The sequence below is a fragment of the Mesorhizobium sp. C416B genome, from assembly GCF_030323165.1.
Classification (GTDB): Bacteria; Pseudomonadota; Alphaproteobacteria; order Rhizobiales; family Rhizobiaceae; genus Mesorhizobium.
In genome coordinates, this window is record NZ_CP100471.1 from 1,963,806 (window position 1) to 1,978,650 (window position 14,845).

Genomic DNA, 14,845 nt, shown 5'->3' on the forward strand with positions numbered 1-14,845 from the left:
GACCCGCTGACGCAATGGAGTTTGGTACGCAATGACCCAATCTGAGAAGAACCCGAGCGAGGAAGCGCTCGTCAAGCGGCGTGCCCGCCTGCTCGGCGCGAAATCGCAATTGTTCTACGACGAGCCCGTGCACCTGGTGCGCGGCGAAGGCGTCTGGCTCTACGATGCCGACGGCCGCAAGTATCTCGATGCCTACAACAACGTCGCCCATGTCGGCCATTGCCACCCGCATGTGGTCGAGGCCTTGTGCCGTCAGGCAAGCCTGCTCAACACCCACACACGCTATCTGCACACCGCAATTCTCGAGTATGTCGAGCGGCTGACGGCGACCTTCGATGCAAGCCTCGCCACCGCAATCCTGACCTGTACCGGCAGCGAGGCCAACGACATAGCGCTGCGCATGGCGCAGGCCGCCTCCGGCAATATGGGCATCATCGCCACCGACGCCACCTATCATGGCAACACGGCGGCGGTTTCGCAGCTCAGCACGCGCATGCCTCCGATCCGCGGCCGCGCCCCCCATGTCAGGCTGGTGCCGGCCCCCGACAGCTATCGCCATCCCGATGCGATGGCCAATGGCAAGGCCTTCGGCGACGCCGTGCGTCAAGCGATCGCTTCGCTGGCACAGGACGGCATTGGCCTGTCTGGCATCATCTTGTGTCCGCTGCTCGCCAATGAAGGTTTCTCGGCTCTGCCCACCGGATTTTTCGACGACGCCTTGGGGGCCGTGCGCGAAGCCGGTGGTCTGGTCATCGCCGACGAAGTGCAGCCCGGCTTCGGCCGCACCGGCAGCCATTTCTGGGGCCATCAGCGCGCCGGCTTCGTCCCCGACATCGTCACCATGGGCAAGCCGATGGGCAATGGCCATCCGATCGCGGCCGTGGTCACCACCAAGGAGATACTGGCGACCTTCCGCGACGCTTTCCGCTACTTCAACACCTTTGGTGGCAACCCGGTCTCCTGCGCGGTCGCCAATGCCGTCCTCGACGTCATCGAACAGGAAAACCTTGTCGCCAACGCGCAAGACGTCGGCGCCTATGCGCTTGGCCTGCTGCGCCCGCTGGCCGATCGGCATGAGTGCATCGGCGAGGTCAGGGGCGCCGGATTGTTCTTCGGCGCCGAGCTGGTCCACGACCGCGACACGCGCGAACCGGCGCCCGACATTGCCGAGCAGGTCGCCAACCGCATGCGTCATCGCGGCGTCCTGATGGGCAAGACCGGCATCCACGGCAATGTGCTCAAGATCCGCCCGCCCATGCCGTTCTCGCGCGACAATGCCGATTTCCTGATCGGCCTGCTGGACGAGGTGCTGGGCGAAGTCGGCGGAGTGCCGGCGTGAATTCTGTTTCCACCCAATCCGAGCCCGAAACGGCCGCCGATGTCACGGAGCTTGCCAGGCGTGCGCTCGAACATTGGGGCGTCCGCAATTTTGAGCCGGAACTTCTGAAGCACCGCGAGAACGCCGTCTTCCGCGTGCGGCTGCCGGATGGTCAGCCGGCAGCCATGCGCATCCACCGGCTCGGCTACCACACGGACGCCGCGCTGCGTTCGGAACTGCAATGGATGGGCTTCCTGCAATCCGCCGGCGTCGCCACGCCGTCTTGCGTCGCAACACAGGCCGGCGATCCGTTCGTGCTTGTCAGCACGGCCACCTCGGCGCAGCCCCGGCAGGCCGATTGCCTGAGCTGGCTGGAGGGGCGCGCCGTGGGCGCACGCGGCGTGCCACTGGTCTACACGGCCGACCAGTCGATCCAGATCTTCACGGCGATCGGGCGGACCATCGCCCATATGCACAATGTCACTGCCTCGTGGACGCCGCCCGCGGGCTTCGCCCGCCATGCCTGGGACTTCGACGGCTTCTTCGGTGCGAACCCGGTCTGGGGCCGGTTCGAGACCTCGCCCTTTCTCGATGGTCCTCGCCGCGCGCTGGTCTTGCAGGCGCGCGACAAGGCAGTGAAGGCGCTGTCGCAACATGAGCGCGGCGCGCGCAATTTCGGCATCATCCACGCCGATCTGGTGCGCGAAAATGTGCTCATCCATGACAGCGCGGTGCGCATCATCGATTTCGACGATTGCGGCCATGGCTGGCACATGTACGACCTTGCCGTCGCCCTCTACCAGAACCGCGAGGAGGCGATCTACCCGCTGATCGAGACCGCTTTGCTTGACGGCTACCAGCAAGAGCGTGCGCTGACCCCGCAGGACATCGCCGCATTGCCTCTATTCGCCGCCTTGCGTGCCTTCGCGTTTCTTGGCTGGGTGCAAAGCCGCGTCGAAGGCGACATCACCAGGGATGTCGGCTTGCGCATGTCGACCATCGCGGCCGATGTGGTGATTGACTACTTGCGCGGCGAACAGCCCAACTGACGAGCCGATGAGAGCCATCAGCTCTTGGCGAAATGGATGCTGACAGTTCCCGAGCTGCCGAAGTCGGCGACGATCGTATCGCCGGGCCGCGCCTCGACCGGGCGCACGAACGATCCGGACAGCACCACCTCGCCGGCCGCGATGGACATGCCGTAGCGGGCGAGCCTGTCCGCCAGCCAGGCAATGCCCATCGCGGGATGGTTGAGCACGCCGGCGCCAAGCCCGGTCTCCTCGACCTCCGCATTGCGCGAGACGATGGCGCCGATCCAGCGCATATCGGCTTCATCGGGTCGTTGCGGCCGGCCGCCGATGACAATGCCGGCATTGGCGGCGTTGTCGGAAATGGTATCGAAGAAAGTGCGCGCCTTCTTTGTCTCGGCATTGACGCGTTCGATGCGCGTGTCGAGGATTTCGAGCGCCGGCGTGATATAATCGGTGGCGTTGAGCACGTCAAAGATGGTCACGCCTGGGCCCCTCAGCGGCGCCTTCATGACGAAGGCTATCTCGGCCTCGACGCGCGGCTGGATGAAGCGGCCGACGGGTATCGTCGCGCCGTCGTTGAAGAACATGTCGTCGAACAGCACGCCCGAATCCGGCGTGTCGATGGCGAGCGCATATTGCATCGCCTTCGATGTCAGGCCGATCTTCCAGCCCTTCGGGGTCAGCCCGGCATCGGTCTTGCGTTTCACCAGCGCTGCCTGGACGCGATAGGCATCCTCCATCGTCGCGTCGGGAAAATCGAGGCTGAGCAGACGGATCTGGCGGCGCGAACGCTCGGCTTCGAACAGCCTTGCCGCGGCATCTTCAACTTGCTCGGGGGTCACGATGCTGCCTCGTCGACGACGCCGTTGCGGAGCACGCCGATGCCGTCGGCTTCGACTTCGATCACGTCGCCCGGCTTCAGCCAGATCGGCGGGTCGAAGCGGGCGCCGGCGCCGGTCGGCGTACCGGTGACGATGATATCGCCTGGCACCAGCGTGGTGAAGGTGGAGACATAGGCGATGATCTTGCGGAACGAGAAGATCATCCGGCTGGTGCGGTCCTGCTGGCGCAATTCGCCATTGACGCGGGTGGTCAGCGCGATGTCGGCAATCTGCGCCTCGTCGGTGAACGGCACCAGCCACGGACCGAGCGAGCCGGTGCGGTCGAAATTCTTGCCCTGCGTGACGTTGAACTTGGCGTGCCGTACCCAATCGCGAATGGTGCCTTCGTTGCACAGGGATAGTGCCGCGATATGGTCAAGCGCATCCCTCTCGGCGATGCGTCGTCCACCCTTGCCGATGACGATGACGATCTCGCCCTCATGGTCCAGCTGCGGCGATTCCGGCGGCCGCACCAGCGGCGCGTTGTGGCCGACGAAGGAGCGGGGGAAGCGGATGAACAGCGACGGGTTCGAAGGCGCGGCCTGGCCGTCTTTGTACTCTTCGTTGCGGTCCGGGTAGTTGACGCCGACGCAGATGATCTTTTCCGGCGACGGCACAGGGATTTCATAAGCGATGGCGCCGACTGGAAAATCGACGGCGTAGGCTTCGGCCTCTTCCGCCAGCCGCCGTAGCACGCCGGCCTCGATCACTTCGCGCAGCGTCGGCCACTGGCTGTGCCGCGCCGACAGGTCGACGACGCCCTTATCTGTGACCACGCCATAGCGCGTCTTGCCGCCGACGGTGAAGGTGGCGAGCCGCCCATGTGCAGTCATCCCGGTCTCCGTCAGGTTCGCGTCTGTGGTCACGGTGCGATGATCGGCGACGCCGTCAAATCCGGTTGGCGTGCGGCCGCGCCGGCAAAGGTGCTGCCCTCCTCGAACCAGCTTTTCGGCGCCGGCGCGCCCCATAGCGTCTGGCGCTGCGGGTCCTTGAGGTCCCATTTGATCGGCTCCAGATCCGGATCGACCGTCTGGTAGTCCGAGCAATAGATCTCGATGCGGTGATTGTCCGGGTCGCGGACATAAAGGAAGAAGGCGTTGGAAATGCCATGCCGGCCTGGGCCGCGCTCGATGTTTGCGAGGTAACCGGTCGTCGCCATCAGATCGAGCAGGTCGATGATGTTGAGCGGTGTCGGCACCCAGAAGGCGACGTGATGCAGGCGCGGACCCACACCGTTGGTGAAGGCGATGTCGTGGACACCGCCCTTGCGGTGCGTCCAGGCCGCCCACAGCTTTCCGCTACTGGCATCCTCGGTGTATTCGGTGACGCGGAAGCCAAGCTCGTTGTAGAAGGCGACGGACTCGTCGACATTGGGCGAGAAGCAGTTGAAGTGGTCGATGCGCAGCGGCTTCACGCCCTTGTAGAGCGCATATTTCTGATGAATCGGCGGCAGCCTTTCCATTTGGGCAAAGAACTCGAGCGGAATGCCGTACGGGTCGCGGGTGCGGAAGGTGCGCGACTGGTACGGTCGCTCGACCCACTCGACCGGCAGGCCTTTTGCCTTGAAGAAATGCTCGGCCTTGTCGAGATCCTCATCCGAAAAAACCTTGAAGCCGAGATCGCGGGCTTCGGCGCTGCCGGCCTTCTTCAGCACGATGCAGTGGTGTCCGCGCTCTTCCAACGCCCTTAGATAGATGGCTTCCGATGTCTCGTCGGTAACCTGCAGGCCGAGCGTGTCGACATAGAAGGCGCGGGATTTCGCAAGGTCGGTGACCGCCAGTTCGACATGGCTGAGGCGCACGATGTTGAAGGCGGGATAGAGGTTTGGTTTGGGCAGTGGCATGCGATGTCCTCCGGTCAGCCGCCGAGTTTCTGGATCGTGTGCGCTGAAGTGGCGAAGGCGATGTTCTTCGTCTCCATGTAGAAATCGAAGGAATGGTCGCCGCCGTCGCGGCCGATGCCGGAATTCTTGACGCCGCCAAACGGCGTCGGCAAATGCCGCACATTCTCCGAATTGACCCAGATCATGCCGGCGTCCAGCGCATCGGTGAAGCGGAAGGCGCGGGTAACATCCGACGTCCAGAGATAGCCGGTCAGGCCGTATTGGGTGTCGTTGGCCAGCGCCAGCGCTTCGGCCTCGTCCTTGAAGGAAATGGCAGTCAGCACCGGCCCGAAAATCTCTTCCTGGGCAATGCGCATCCTGTTGGTGGCGCCGGTAAACAGCGTCGGGCTGACATAGCAGCCACCGCCCGGACCGGCGAACTTGCCGCCGCCGGCGGCTACCACCGCGCCTTCCGATTTGCCGATCTCGATATAGGACAGCACCTTTTCCTCGTGCACCGGATGGATCAGCGGACCGACCACCGTTTTGGGATCGAGCGGATGGCCAACCTTGATGCGCTTTGCCTTCTCCGCGACCAGATCCGTGAATGTGTCGTAGACCGAGGCTTCGACCAGCAGCCGCGACGATGAGGTGCAGCGTTCGCCGTTGAGCGAGTAGATCATGAACACGGCCGCATCCGCCGCACGTTCGAGATCGGCGTCGGCGAAGACGATCACCGGGTTCTTCCCGCCCAGTTCGAAATGCACGCGCTTCAGCGTATCGGCGCCTTGTTTCATGATCATCGAGCCGGTGCGGCTCTCACCGACAAAACCGATCGCCTTGATGTCAGGGTGCTCGGTCAGCGCCTTGCCGGCGTGCTCGCCGAGGCCGTTGACCAGGTTCCACACGCCTTTCGGCAGGCCGGCCTCCTTCGCGATCTCGACCAGCAGGCGAGCGGTCAGCGGCGAAAATTCGGCCGGCTTGTGGACGACGGTGCAGCCTGCCGCCAGCGCCGGCGCGATCTTCCATGTCGACAGCATGAACGGCGTGTTCCACGGCGTGATGATGCCGACCGGGCCGATCGGCACGCGCGTGGTGATGTTGACCTGGCCTGTCGTGCGCAGCGTCTCGCCGTCGCGCGCTTCCGGCGCGCGGTCGGCGAAGAAGCGGAAATTCTCGGCGCCGCGCAGCGCGGCCTTGGCCATGAATTTCAGCGCCTGGCCGGTGTCCATGCACTCGACGAAGGCGATCTCCTCGGCGCGCGCTTCGATCGCATCGGCTATCTTGTGCAGCAGCTTCTTGCGCCCGTCGCCCGGCATGGCGGCCCAGGCCGGGAACGCCGCCTTTGCCGCCTTGGCGGCGCGGTCGATATCGGCGGCGCTGCCACGCGCGACCTTGGCCAGCGGCTTGAGATCGACCGGCGACATGCTCTCGAAGGTCGAGCCATCCACCGCCGGCACCGCTTCGCCGCCGATCTGGTTCAGCACGCCGTCGCGCTTGAAACGGGCCAGATAGGCCTCGGCCTTTTTCAGATTGCCTTCGAGGTCGGACATATCAGCTTCCGTCACTTGCCGCGCAGTCGCGGGTGGATTGCATTTTTCTTCCAGCTCAGTACCGGGTCGATCTCCCTGATCTCCAGGGAAAGAGCGAAATGCGGGGTCTCGAACAGGGGGCCAAGGTATTCGCTCACCGCGGCGAAGACCGCCTCCCCGGTTCGTTTCTTGTCCTGGGCGCTGCGCCCGGTTGCAATGCGAAACGACATGTCGAGGAAAGCGTTTTCCGGCAGGCTGTCGGCGATGGCATAGGCTTCCGCGCGGAAGGCCCGCACCCGCACCGCGCCGGTTTCAAACAGCCCGGTGCCGAGCACGGTGCGCAACACCAGCGCGCACAATTCGCTCATGTCGACCTTGGCATCGAGGTTGGCCGAATACTCGATGGAAAAGTGAGGCACCGCGTCTCGTTCCCCGGATTGTTCCACTGTTGTAATTAACGCGTTAATTACATGCAGCATCCCTGAAGTCAAGACTTGCATCCAAGTTGAGGCGACGATACGGGATGAAAGGTCAGGTTTTGGCGTGCGGTCCCGCCGACCGCCCGCATCATTGGGGACGCTGCTTCTTGCTGCCTGAAAACACCCGTCGTTCTCTGCCGATGGCGCTGCTCCATGCCCGCGAAGTGGTGATGGCGCGGTTTCGCCCTATGCTGGCGGCGCATGACGTGACCGAACAGCAATGGCGTGTGCTGCGCGTTCTGAGCGAGGCCGGCCCTGTCGAGGCGACGGAACTTGCCGATCGGGCTTCGGTGCTGCCGCCCAGCCTGACACGCATCATCAAGACGCTCGAGGGCCGAAAATTCATCACCCGCAACAAGGCGGAAGGCGATGGCCGCCGTGTCGTGCTGACGATCGCCCCGGCGGGCTCCGCCCTTATCGATGCCTTGTCGCCGGAACGCCTCGTCATCTACCGCGACATCGAACAGCGCTTCGGACATGAGAGGCTCGAGCAATTGCTCGATCTGCTGGAGAGCCTGATCGCCGGCGAGAACTGACTGCTCCCGCTCAGCCGCCAAAACTGCCAAGCCGCGTCGGCTGCGTGTAATTGCGGTCGACATAGAGCAAGGCCGAGCCGCCGCTGCCGTGTCTGACGTCGATAACGCGGCCGATCATGACATTATGCGTGCCGACGATGTGCACATCCTCGATCTCGCAATCGAAATTGACGATCGCATCGGACAGCGCCGGCGTGCCTGAGGCCAGCGTTTGCCAGCGCGCCGCCGAATAGCGTGCCTCCATGTCCCTGGTCGCGCCGGCGAACTTGCCGGCTAAGTGCATATGGTCATGCGTCAGCACGTTGACGCAGAAGCGCCGGTTGGCGAGGAACATGGCGGCCTGCGTCGAGCGGCCGTTCATGCACACCAGCAGTGTCGGCGGTTCGTCCGACACACTGCACATGGCGGTGGCGGTGAAGCCGCCGCGCCCGGCCGGACCATCTGTCGTGACGATGTTGACCGGCGCGCAGACCCTTGCCATGGCGTCGCGGAAATCGGCCTTCGAAATCTGCGTGGCCATCTGACATCACCCGGCCGTAGAAGCGAGCGGATTGAGCCAGGTATCTCCCGTCCAGCCATTCTCGTCATAGTCGGCCATGCAGGTATCGACCAGTTCTTCCATGGCCTTCAGCCGGCCGCCGCGTTCGGCGCCCTTCAGCACCTGCAGCCGCACCTCTTCCGGCGCACCGGCATAGTTGAGTTCGTAGAGCGCGTGGCGGCCGCCGAACTCGGTGCCGGTCGCGTCCCACAACAGTTTCATGATCTTGATGCGCTCGACATGGCCCATGTCGTTGGAACCGCGCACATATTGCGCGAGGTATTTATCGATCTCGGGATTGTTGAAGTCGCGCACCGATGACGGCAGGTAGATCAAGCCGGAGGCGATCACCCGGCGCACCGTGTCGATGACGCGCGGGTAGGCTTCCGACATGAAAGTCCGGTAGGCAAGGGCTGCTTCCAGGTTGGGCAGGACAGCGCCATTCGCCCAGGGGATCGGATTATAAGCCATGGCGTTGGAAAAGCTCCAGAACATGTGCCTGAGCGCGATGACCTCGCCCAGCGCCGCCTGGTTGCCTCGGAAGGCATCTCCGCCGGTGGCGCGCAGCGCCTTGGCCAGCAGGCCGGCGAGGAAGTCGAGCTTGACGGCAAAGCGTGTGCAGCCCTGGAAGCAATAGCCATGCATGAAGCCCGAAGCCGGATGGAAGGACAGGATTTTCTGCGCGTCGCGCAGCACCAGCACGTCCTCCCAGGGGATGAAGACATTGTCGAGCACCAGGATGGCATCGTTCTCGTCGAAGCGCGACGACAACGGATAGTCGAACGGAGCCGCCGCCGTGTTGGCCGTCTGCTCATAGGAGACGCGGCAGAACATCTTTACCCCCGGCGCATTCATCGGCACGATGAACATGACCGACAGCGACGGATCTTCGGTGACCGTCGCCGAACTCTGCGCCAGGAAATTGTAGTGGGTCAGCGCCGAGGACGTCGCCACCACCTTGGCGCCGGAGACATAGATGCCGGCGTCGGTCTCCTTGGTGATGTGGACGAAGACATCCTTCACCTGTTCGGCCGGCTTGTGGCGGTCGATCGGCGGGTTGACGATGGCGTGGTTCATGAACAGCACGGCTTCCTGCGCACGCTTGTGCCAGGCGAGCGCATTGTCCTTGAACGGGCCGTACCAGTCGGCATTGGCGCCGAGCGTGTTCATCAGTGCCGCCTTGTAATCGGGCGTGCGGCCCATCCAGCCATAGGACATGCGTGACCACTCGGCGATCGCGGTCTGCTGGGCCGCGAGTTCGCCGGAGGATTTGGCGACGCGGAAATATTTGTGGGTGTAGCCGCCCGAACCGGTATCGGTAGGCGAGGTCAGCGTGCCCTGCCGCTTGGGATCGTGCAGCGCATCATAGAGGCGCGCCAGCGACCGCGCCGAATTGCGCATCGCCGGATGGGTGGTGACATCGGCAATGCGCTCGCCGTTGATGTAGACCTCGCGGCCGTCGCGCAAGCTCTCCAGATACTCGGCCCCGGTGAACGGGCGCCCATTGTCGGCACGAAAGTCTTCCGATCGCATGATGTTCCTCCACTTATGGCATCAACTCTAGCTCTCCTGGCAAGGATCGGTTAGGACGTAACGGCAAAACCGATTGGACTTTTTCCGGCGCCATGAGCCTCAATTCCATTCCTGATTTCTTTGTCTATGGCGAGCCGGTGCGGCCGCTCGAAGTCGGCTTCCTGCATGTCGAGACGGTGCTTGCGCGCAGCAACATTCATCTCGGCCAGGTTGCCGCGCACAAGCATCCGCAAATGGGCCAGATCACCTACTGGACAAGCGGCTCCGGCACTTATCGCATCGACGATCAATCCTGGCACTTTTCGGCGCCGGCCGTCAGCTTCGTGCCGAGCACCATCGTGCATGGCTTCTCGATCGGGCCCGGCACCGACGCCATCGTCGTTTCGGTCGCCGATGATGCGCTTGCGGCAATAGCCGCTCACAGCCTGCTGCCATTGGATCGGCCGGTTTTTGCCGATAGCCTTCCTCAGCACGTCGCGTGGAAAAGGCTTGCGGCGGTGCTGGAGATGATCGCCACGGAATATGCCGAGGCGCAGGCCGGGAGTGACAAGACCCTGCCGGCGCTGATTGCCGTCGCGCTCTCCCACGTCGCGCGTCTTGGTCCCGAGGTAATGGATGCGACTGGCTCTTCCGATGCTGCATTGGCGCGCGGCTTGCGCCGTCTGGTCGATGCGCATTTCCGCGACAACTGGCCCGTCGACCGCTACGTCGAGGCGCTGGCCACGACACCGCATCTTCTCGACAAGGCCGCCCATAGGGTGCTTGGCAGCGGCGTCAAGCGGCTCATGGGCGAGCGACGGTTGCTGGAGGCCAAGCGCTTGCTGCTGTTCACCGTGCGCACCGTCGAGGACATCGCCTACGAAATCGGCTTCGACGATCCGGCCTATTTCTCACGCTTCTTCCGGGAGCGGGTTGGCCAGGCGCCCGCCGCCTGGCGCCGCGCGCAGCTGGGGCAGAGTTGAAGCTTCCGCGCCGGCCAGGATCAGGCGTTTGGGTCGACACGCCGGCCAGGCGCAGCGCCGCCGAGTTGATCCACCTGTTGATAGGTGTTGCCGCGCAGCATCACCCCTCGCACGGCGCGGCGCATCGAGATTGATGTCGCCGCGAAACTTGCTGGTGTTTTTTGTCGCTTCCAAACGGTTCGTTATTTGAACCACCATTTTATGTGCTATGAGCGGACTGCAAGGTGGATTGGCTTCCCTCCCATGCGAAGTATCTTGAGGATGCACGATGAGCACAGTCGGCAAAGCGATATCGCTGTTGGAACAGTTCACGCTCGGCGAACCGGAGATCGGCCTGTCCGAGCTCGCCCGCAAAACCGGCCTCGACAAGGCGACGGCGCGGCGCCTGCTGATGGCGATGGCCGACCACCGCCTGATCGAACAAGAGCCGGCAAGCCGCCGCTACCGGCTCGGCGCCGGCCTGTCGCGGCTGGCCCGGTTTCGCGACGCGCATTTTCCCTTCGTGCGCGTGGCAGCACCTGTGGTTCGCGAGCTGGCGCTGGAAACCGGCGAGACGGTGCATCTGTCGGAATTCAGCGCCGGCGCACTGCTGACGGTCCATGTCGAGCTGTCGGCAAAGGCCAACCGGGTCAATGTCGATGTCGGCCAGGTGCTGCCCTTGCACGGCACCGCCTCCGGCATCGCCTTTCTCGCCGCTTCGCCTCGGGAAGCGGCCGAGGCCTATGTCGACAAGCCGTTGCCGACCTTCACGCCACACACGGTGACGCAGCCCGACAGGCTGATGAAGGCGATCCGGCTTGCCGCCAAGCGCGGCTATTCCTCGAGCTCCCAAGGCTATGAAGAAGGCGTCCACAGCATAGCCGCGGCAATCCTCGGCTCCGATGGCCGTCCTTTAGGCACTCTGGCGGTGGCCTCGCCTGTGTCACGCGCCGATGACAGCATGGCGGCCAGCCAGGGCGAAGCGGTGATCAAGGCGGCGCGGCTGATTTCAGCGCGCCTGGCCGGCGAAGCCTGACATCTCTACCGTCGCAGGGGAGATGATTAGCGGGTTAAGTTCCCAGCGGCGCACCGGCCTTGCCGCGAGACCGGAACGCTTCGTCTGGGACAGGCGGCTGGAGCGCAGCAAGGAAGAATTGTTGTCGCCCGCCCGAGCGTCGCCCACGATCTCGGAAATCGCCTTTGCTTGGGGGTTCAATTCGAGTGCGCATTTTTCGCGCGCGTTCGAGAGCCGGTACGATGTGGCCCGCGGAAGTTACGCCAGAGGCTGAGGGCGGGTGCGTTGAGGGGTGGGCCGTTTGCCGGATCTCGGAGAGCGCCCCAGCTCGCCGAAAGCCGGCATCCGGCAGCAAGTTCTACATATTGGCGGCGGTTGGCCGTACGATCACTTCGTTGACGTCGACGCCATCGGGTTGATCAAGCGCAAAACGGATCGCCCGTGCAATGGCGTCCGGTGTGAGCGACTTCTGCCGCCATTCTTTCAGAGCCGTGGCGACCTGAGGATCGCTGATATCGTCGCCCAGTTCGGTTGCGGTCACTCCGGGGGAGATGATCGTGGCGCGGATGTCGTCATGCTCCTGCCGCAGCCCCTCGGTGATTGCCCAGACGGCATATTTCGTGCCGCAATAGACCGCCGCGGTGGGCAGCACGATATGCGCACCGACCGAGGCGACATTGACGATATGCCCATTCTTCTGGGCGACGAAGCGCGGCAGCACCGCGGCGATCCCGTTCAGCACGCCGCCGATGTTGACATTGATCATGCGAGACCACTCATCGCGCTTCAGCGCGGCAAGCGGCGACAGCGGCATGACGCCGGCATTGTTGACCAGCACATCGATCTGCCCGAATTCGGCATGAGCGGCATCGGCAAAGGCGTCGAAATTCGCCGCGTCAGTCACGTCGAGTTCGCGCCACGCGACGCCTTTGCCTATTTCTGCGGCCAGCGCCTTGAGCCGCTCGGTGCGGCGGGCCCCGATGAACAGTCTGGCGCCGGCACCGGCAAGTTCCCGAACCGTCGCTTCGCCGATGCCGCTGGAGGCGCCGGTGATGAGTACAACCTTGTCTTTAAGTCCCGTCATGATCGTTCCTTTTTCGCTGTGAGACGGGGAGGAAAATGGTGCAGTAGCGGCAAAGGGCGGTAGCGTGATCGTCCAAAGAGTTTGCACAATCCTCCAAATGAACTCGAAATGCCTTGCAACATTTCGCGTCATGAAGATTTATGCGGCATGGAGAAAATCAATGAACTCGCCCAGCTGATCACCCGCTTTGCGCCAAAATCGGGTATGGCCGGCACTACGGTGCCGCGGCTGTCGCTCATTCGCGCCAATCAGCCCAGTGCACCCGTGCCCGCGGTCTACGAGGCGTCGCTTTGCATAATCGCCCAAGGGTCGAAGCGCGTCTCGCTGGCCGACCAGAGCGTGGTCTATGACGCAGCGAGCTATTTGCTCGTCTCAGTCGACCTGCCGCTGGTCGGGCATGTGCTGGAGGCGAGCCCGACAGCGCCATACCTCTGCTGCAAGATCGATTTTGACAGCGCAGCACTGGCTGAGCTGCTTGTGAATGAAGGACGCGCTGCCCCCTGCAGGGACCTGCCCGTGCTGGCGACCTATCCGAGCGACCCCGACCTGATCGACGCCGCCTGCCGGCTTGTGAAGTTGCTCGATCGCCCCGAGAGTATCGCCGTGCTGGCGCCGCTGATAGAACGCGAGATTCTCTATCGTCTCCTGACTGGACCGCATGGTGCGACGCTTCGCCAAATGGCGTCGGCGGATAGCCACCTGAACCAGGTCAGCCGCGCCATCGCCACGATCCGCAATCATTTCCAGGCACAACTGCGCATCGAAGAGATTGCGGCGGCATCAGGCATGAGCGCGTCGTCCCTTCATGCCCATTTCAAGGCGATTACGCGCATGACCCCGCTCGAATACCAGAAGCAGCTGCGCCTGCAGGAGGCGCGAAGGATTATGCTTGCCGGCGGCGCAAACGCAGGCACGGCCGGGTTCGCGGTGGGCTATGACAGCCCTTCGCAGTTCAGCCGAGAATATCGTCGCCTGTTCGGTGCGCCGCCCCGGAAAGATATTGACCGCCTTCAGGCAACACCCAGTTCGGCTGCGGCTTATTGAGTTTTCCGAGCGGCATGCGCCAGCCATGGCTGGTCAGGAGCCAGCCGCCTCCAGGTGGCGAAGCGTCCGATCATGCTCGGTAGAACTCCCGGTACCATTCGACAAAGCGCGGAACCCCTATTTCGATCGGGATTTTGGGCTTGAAGCCGGTCGCCTCCTCGAGCGAGCTGACATTGGCGAAAGTTGCCGGAACGTCGCCTGGCTGAAGTGGCCTGAGGTTGCGGTTTGCCTTGCGTCCCAGCGCGTCTTCGAGCACCTCGATCAATCGGTTCAGTTGAACGGGCGAATTGCCGCCGATGTTGTGAATCCTGAACGGGGCGTTGCTGGTCGCTGGGTCTGGCGCGACACTTTTCCACTCAGGATTGGGTGTCGCGGGTTGCTGCATGACGCGGATAATACCTTCGACAATGTCGTCGATATAGGTGAAATCCCGCTGCATGTTGCCATAGTTGAAGACCTCGATCGGCTCGCCGGCGAGGATAGCCTTGGCGAAGATGAACAGCGCCATGTCCGGCCGCCCCCACGGACCATAGACGGTGAAAAAACGCAGCCCGGTGGTCGGCAGTCGAAACAGATGGCTGTATGTGTGCGCCATCAGCTCGTTCGCCTTCTTGCTTGCGGCGTAAAGGCTGAGCGGATGGTCCGCCGGATCGTGCACGGAAAACGGCATGCGGGTGCTGCCGCCATAAATCGAACTCGACGATGCATAGACCAGATGGCCGACGGAGGCCTGCCGGCATCCTTCCAGGATGTTGACAAAGCCGCTGAGGTTGCTTTCCACATAGGCGTGCGGATTGCTGATCGAATAGCGTACGCCGGCTTGCGCCGCGAGATTGACGACAACCTCCGGCGCGGCCGAGAGGAAGAGCTCCGAAATACGGTCCCGCTCCGTGAGATCGGCATGCTCGAAACAAAAATTCGAAAACGCTTTCAGCCGCTCGAGACGAGCCTGCTTCAGGCTGACGTCATAGTACTCGTTCATGGAGTCGAGGCCGATAACCTGGCCTCCTTCGGCAAGCAGCCTCAGGCAAAGATGAAACCCTATGAACCCGGCTGCGCCGGTGATCAGTATCGGCCTGCTTGATGTCACT

General features: G+C 63.3%; 16 protein-coding genes. 7 read left to right on the forward strand and 9 right to left on the reverse strand.

Annotated elements, in window-relative coordinates:
• Nucleotides 1–31 precede the first annotated feature (31 nt).
• Both NLY43_RS09795 and NLY43_RS09800 read left to right on the forward strand, forming a co-directional pair.
• Entirely contained in the window at nt 32–1,339 is a 1,308-nt protein-coding gene (locus NLY43_RS09795; RefSeq protein WP_023710036.1) for an aminotransferase class III-fold pyridoxal phosphate-dependent enzyme, read from the forward strand.
• Nucleotides 1,336–2,367, forward strand: a complete 1,032-nt coding sequence (locus tag NLY43_RS09800; protein ID WP_023710037.1) for a phosphotransferase enzyme family protein — start codon at nt 1,336–1,338, stop codon at nt 2,365–2,367. Before NLY43_RS09795 ends, NLY43_RS09800 begins: the two co-directional genes overlap by 4 nt.
• A 17-nt stretch (nt 2,368–2,384) precedes the next feature.
• On the opposite strand, the gene hpaH is transcribed toward NLY43_RS09800, so the two are convergent.
• The 5 genes from hpaH to NLY43_RS09825 are packed head-to-tail and all read right to left on the reverse strand — an operon-like array spanning nt 2,385 to nt 7,003.
• The gene (gene hpaH / locus NLY43_RS09805) at nt 2,385–3,194 is read right to left on the reverse strand and encodes a 2-oxo-hept-4-ene-1,7-dioate hydratase (RefSeq protein ID WP_023710038.1); all 810 of its coding nucleotides are present in this window, start codon (nt 3,192–3,194) and stop codon (nt 2,385–2,387) included.
• Complete coding sequence (locus tag NLY43_RS09810; RefSeq protein ID WP_023710039.1) at nt 3,188–4,063, reverse strand: fumarylacetoacetate hydrolase family protein; 876 nt, start codon at nt 4,061–4,063, stop codon at nt 3,188–3,190. The genes hpaH and NLY43_RS09810 overlap by 7 nt, the downstream gene beginning before the upstream one ends.
• Before the next feature lie 29 nt (nt 4,064–4,092).
• Complete coding sequence (gene hpaD, locus NLY43_RS09815; RefSeq protein ID WP_023710040.1) at nt 4,093–5,073, reverse strand: 3,4-dihydroxyphenylacetate 2,3-dioxygenase; 981 nt, start codon at nt 5,071–5,073, stop codon at nt 4,093–4,095.
• A gap of 14 nt (nt 5,074–5,087) precedes the next feature.
• Nucleotides 5,088–6,605, reverse strand: coding sequence for a 5-carboxymethyl-2-hydroxymuconate semialdehyde dehydrogenase (hpaE, locus tag NLY43_RS09820; RefSeq protein ID WP_023710041.1), 1,518 nt, complete (start codon nt 6,603–6,605; stop codon nt 5,088–5,090).
• Between the two features lie 11 nt (nt 6,606–6,616).
• Nucleotides 6,617–7,003, reverse strand: a complete 387-nt coding sequence (locus NLY43_RS09825; RefSeq protein WP_023710042.1) for a 5-carboxymethyl-2-hydroxymuconate Delta-isomerase — start codon at nt 7,001–7,003, stop codon at nt 6,617–6,619.
• Nucleotides 7,004–7,203: 200 nt separating this feature from the next.
• Between NLY43_RS09825 and hpaR the strand changes: the two genes are divergently transcribed.
• Nucleotides 7,204–7,599 carry a homoprotocatechuate degradation operon regulator HpaR gene (gene hpaR / locus NLY43_RS09830; protein WP_023695202.1) on the forward strand — a complete coding sequence of 132 codons (396 nt, stop codon included), beginning with the start codon at nt 7,204–7,206 and terminating at the stop codon, nt 7,597–7,599.
• Nucleotides 7,600–7,609: 10 nt separating this feature from the next.
• Here the strand turns inward: hpaR and NLY43_RS09835 are convergent, their stop codons facing one another.
• Together NLY43_RS09835 and NLY43_RS09840 are read right to left on the reverse strand one after the other, a co-directional pair.
• Nucleotides 7,610–8,119, reverse strand: coding sequence for a flavin reductase (locus tag NLY43_RS09835; RefSeq protein WP_023692271.1), 510 nt, complete (start codon nt 8,117–8,119; stop codon nt 7,610–7,612).
• 6 nt (nt 8,120–8,125) lie between these two features.
• Nucleotides 8,126–9,670, reverse strand: coding sequence for a 4-hydroxyphenylacetate 3-hydroxylase N-terminal domain-containing protein (locus NLY43_RS09840; protein ID WP_023710044.1), 1,545 nt, complete (start codon nt 9,668–9,670; stop codon nt 8,126–8,128).
• 92 nt (nt 9,671–9,762) lie between these two features.
• On the opposite strand from NLY43_RS09840, the gene NLY43_RS09845 reads away from it, so the two are divergent.
• The 3 genes from NLY43_RS09845 to NLY43_RS09855 all read left to right on the forward strand — a co-directional run bounded on the left by NLY43_RS09845 (nt 9,763) and on the right by NLY43_RS09855 (nt 11,900).
• Complete coding sequence (locus NLY43_RS09845; protein ID WP_023710045.1) at nt 9,763–10,632, forward strand: helix-turn-helix domain-containing protein; 870 nt, start codon at nt 9,763–9,765, stop codon at nt 10,630–10,632.
• Nucleotides 10,633–10,900: 268 nt separating this feature from the next.
• Nucleotides 10,901–11,647, forward strand: coding sequence for an IclR family transcriptional regulator (locus NLY43_RS09850; protein ID WP_023686930.1), 747 nt, complete (start codon nt 10,901–10,903; stop codon nt 11,645–11,647).
• 22 nt (nt 11,648–11,669) lie between these two features.
• Entirely contained in the window at nt 11,670–11,900 is a 231-nt protein-coding gene (locus NLY43_RS09855; protein WP_023710046.1) for a helix-turn-helix domain-containing protein, read from the forward strand.
• An 84-nt stretch (nt 11,901–11,984) separates the two neighbouring features.
• Here the strand turns inward: NLY43_RS09855 and NLY43_RS09860 are convergent, their stop codons facing one another.
• Nucleotides 11,985–12,710: an SDR family oxidoreductase gene (locus NLY43_RS09860; RefSeq protein WP_023682721.1), complete on the reverse strand. Its 726-nt coding sequence runs from the start codon at nt 12,708–12,710 to the stop codon at nt 11,985–11,987.
• A gap of 219 nt (nt 12,711–12,929) precedes the next feature.
• Between NLY43_RS09860 and NLY43_RS09865 the strand changes: the two genes are divergently transcribed.
• On the forward strand, nt 12,930–13,754 hold the full coding sequence (locus NLY43_RS09865; protein WP_245263938.1) for an AraC family transcriptional regulator: 825 nt from the start codon (nt 12,930–12,932) through the stop codon (nt 13,752–13,754).
• Nucleotides 13,755–13,824: 70 nt separating this feature from the next.
• On the opposite strand, the gene NLY43_RS09870 is transcribed toward NLY43_RS09865, so the two are convergent.
• The gene (locus NLY43_RS09870; protein ID WP_023723332.1) at nt 13,825–14,844 is read right to left on the reverse strand and encodes an NAD-dependent epimerase; all 1,020 of its coding nucleotides are present in this window, start codon (nt 14,842–14,844) and stop codon (nt 13,825–13,827) included.
• Between the last annotated feature and the right edge of the window lies 1 nt (nt 14,845).